Genomic DNA, 1,935 nt, shown 5'->3' on the forward strand with positions numbered 1-1,935 from the left:
GGGATGTTGGTGTTTTGCCTGTCCCTAGTAATGATCGTTGGTAGTGCGCAAGCTGCGGAATGTTATGTCGAACCTCGCTTTATTCTCTTGGCCGAGGGATCTTCTCAGTATATACTAGATGTTATAGATGGGCCAGCATCGTCACTGGATGTCAGCTTTATAAGCTTTGAAGAAGACCAACAAACAATATCATTGATTGTAGATCCACCCGGTCCCCATGATTATGTTGAAAATCTTCCTGTTCCGGGGTATAGCTCTGATCAACCCACTTCTTATGATCACGTGTTTGAAGGTGTGGAGCCATTCTACCAAGTAATAGTTCGTGACGCACTACCATGGGATATATACATGGATGTAGAGGGTTGTCACAAAGCGTAAAAAGTCTAAGGAGCATCCGCAGGTTGCAGATCACAAAGGACTTCCAAAAAATCAAACATTCTACAAACAGAATGATAATTATTGGTAATTAAGGAAGTAAAACCTTTGCCGTAGGGTAGAAAGGTAACGGGGCGATCGCTCCGTTACCTTCTTCTGGCAACTCAACCTTCAATACTCCACTTCTAACCCATATCCACCAACGGCGAGCGTATTCCTCAATGGGACTCGCCGTTGCTTTTTGCTAGGTATTGCCGAGAAACCCGCTCAATAAACCGTTCCACCGTCACCCGCGCCACCGCCTATAGCATGTAGGGTGGGCAGTGGATCAGACAGATCAGATCAGCTGGCAAAGCGCCTAGGTAGGCACTGCCCACCGACGATTAATCACTTTTATCCTAATAACTTACGCTTTAAATCTTTAGATGAAATTCCTTTATCGTTACCGGAGCGATAATTTTCCCATGCTTCTTGAATTTGAACAATTTCTGTTCTAGGAATAGTTTCCTGAACTCCTTCTAATTCTATCAGCTGATGCTGAATGTGCTGACGCAACACCTGATTAATCAAGGTTTGATAATTCCCTCCACCAGACAGATTTACCTGGTCACGAAACCACTCCAAAACATCGTTATCTAAAGGAATTGTGATCCGAGTTTTACCAGATGGCATCGGGTCAATCGCGCCACGCTTACCTTTACTAAAATCATACTCAGCTTCCATCTTCATCCCTCCAGATATTGTTTACGTTCAGTACGAGTGGCTTTGCGAGTTGAAATCAAACGGATTTGATCACCTCGCCAGGTATAGACGACAACTAAAACTCGCCCCAAAGCATCTAACTGAATAATATAGCAACTATATATCCTATAAGGGACAAATTGATCCCCCTAAATCCCCCTTAATAAGGGGGACTTTGTTGAGAAGCGTACCTCATAAATGCGAGAAACACTATATCCAATTTAAATGCGCAACAGCTTACCAGTATTTTTTCCCGATTCCCGATTCCCGATTCCCAATTCCCGATTCCCGATTCCCGTTCCCCTCCTGGGAGGGGTTAGGGGTGGGTTCCGATTCCCGACTCCCGATTCCCGATTCCCTTTTTATATAAGTATAAACAGAAAAAAAAATAGCCGTAGAAATACTATCTACGGCTATTTAAATGATCTATGTCAATGAGTTTCCAAACCAATCCGGACGTGATTTGATGTAATCAAACCGGAGCCTTTGCCAGGGGGGGAAAACCCCCCATAAATTTAAAGTGTTATGGCAACAGCCAATACTTCATCATTTTAGTAATTACTTCCCCTGGAACCTCAGTCGGCTCAAGAGGAGTCCATTCCGCAATCTCTGCATAGCCCAATTTATAAAGCATTTGGATACTATAGATTACTGCTTGACGAGAGCCTTTCAGAGTGTGCTCAACAGGTTGTTTCTTGAAGTTTGGCTTAAAGTCTTTTGACATAGATCAAAACTTGAATTCATCGTGTTAATATGATTATTGTAATGATTATATTTGTAATTGTCAAGGGTTTTAAAAATTTTTTTTTGGGGAGTTTT

At 42.5% G+C, this 1,935-nt stretch carries 3 protein-coding genes and 2 pseudogenes; 2 read left to right on the top strand and 3 right to left on the bottom strand.

All coding sequences use genetic code 11. From position 1 onward, the window contains the following. Positions 1 to 378, top strand: a 378-nt coding sequence (locus F6K37_RS40055) for a hypothetical protein (RefSeq protein ID WP_287256835.1), incomplete at its 5' end; no start/stop codon positions are given. A 468-nt stretch (positions 379 to 846) separates the two neighbouring features. Here the strand turns inward: F6K37_RS40055 and F6K37_RS40060 are convergent. Together F6K37_RS40060 and F6K37_RS40065 are read right to left on the bottom strand one after the other, a co-directional pair. Then, a pseudogene (locus F6K37_RS40060) lies at positions 847 to 1,098 on the bottom strand (BrnA antitoxin family protein); the annotation flags it as partial. A gap of 2 nt (positions 1,099 to 1,100) precedes the next feature. Beyond that, positions 1,101 to 1,223: pseudogene (locus F6K37_RS40065) on the bottom strand (BrnT family toxin); the annotation flags it as partial. Between the two features lie 118 nt (positions 1,224 to 1,341). Between F6K37_RS40065 and F6K37_RS40070 the strand changes: the two are divergent. Continuing rightward, positions 1,342 to 1,554, top strand: coding sequence for a hypothetical protein (locus tag F6K37_RS40070; RefSeq protein ID WP_131827105.1), 213 nt, complete (start codon positions 1,342 to 1,344; stop codon positions 1,552 to 1,554). 85 nt (positions 1,555 to 1,639) lie between these two features. On the opposite strand, the gene F6K37_RS40075 is transcribed toward F6K37_RS40070, so the two are convergent. Continuing rightward, on the bottom strand, positions 1,640 to 1,840 hold the full coding sequence (locus tag F6K37_RS40075; protein ID WP_008185280.1) for a hypothetical protein: 201 nt from the start codon (positions 1,838 to 1,840) through the stop codon (positions 1,640 to 1,642). Positions 1,841 to 1,935 lie beyond the last annotated feature (95 nt).

This window comes from Moorena sp. SIO4E2 (assembly GCF_010671945.1).
In the GTDB taxonomy this organism is placed as follows: domain Bacteria; phylum Cyanobacteriota; class Cyanobacteriia; order Cyanobacteriales; family Coleofasciculaceae; genus Moorena; species Moorena producens.

What these genes read in the sequence shown, in the direction of transcription:
- F6K37_RS40075 (WP_008185280.1), bottom strand. Translation starts at nt 1,840, where the DNA reads ATGTCAAAAGACTTTAAGCCAAACTTCAAGAAACAACCTGTTGAGCAC.
- F6K37_RS40070 (WP_131827105.1), top strand. Translation starts at nt 1,342, where the DNA reads ATGCGCAACAGCTTACCAGTATTTTTTCCCGATTCCCGATTCCCGATT.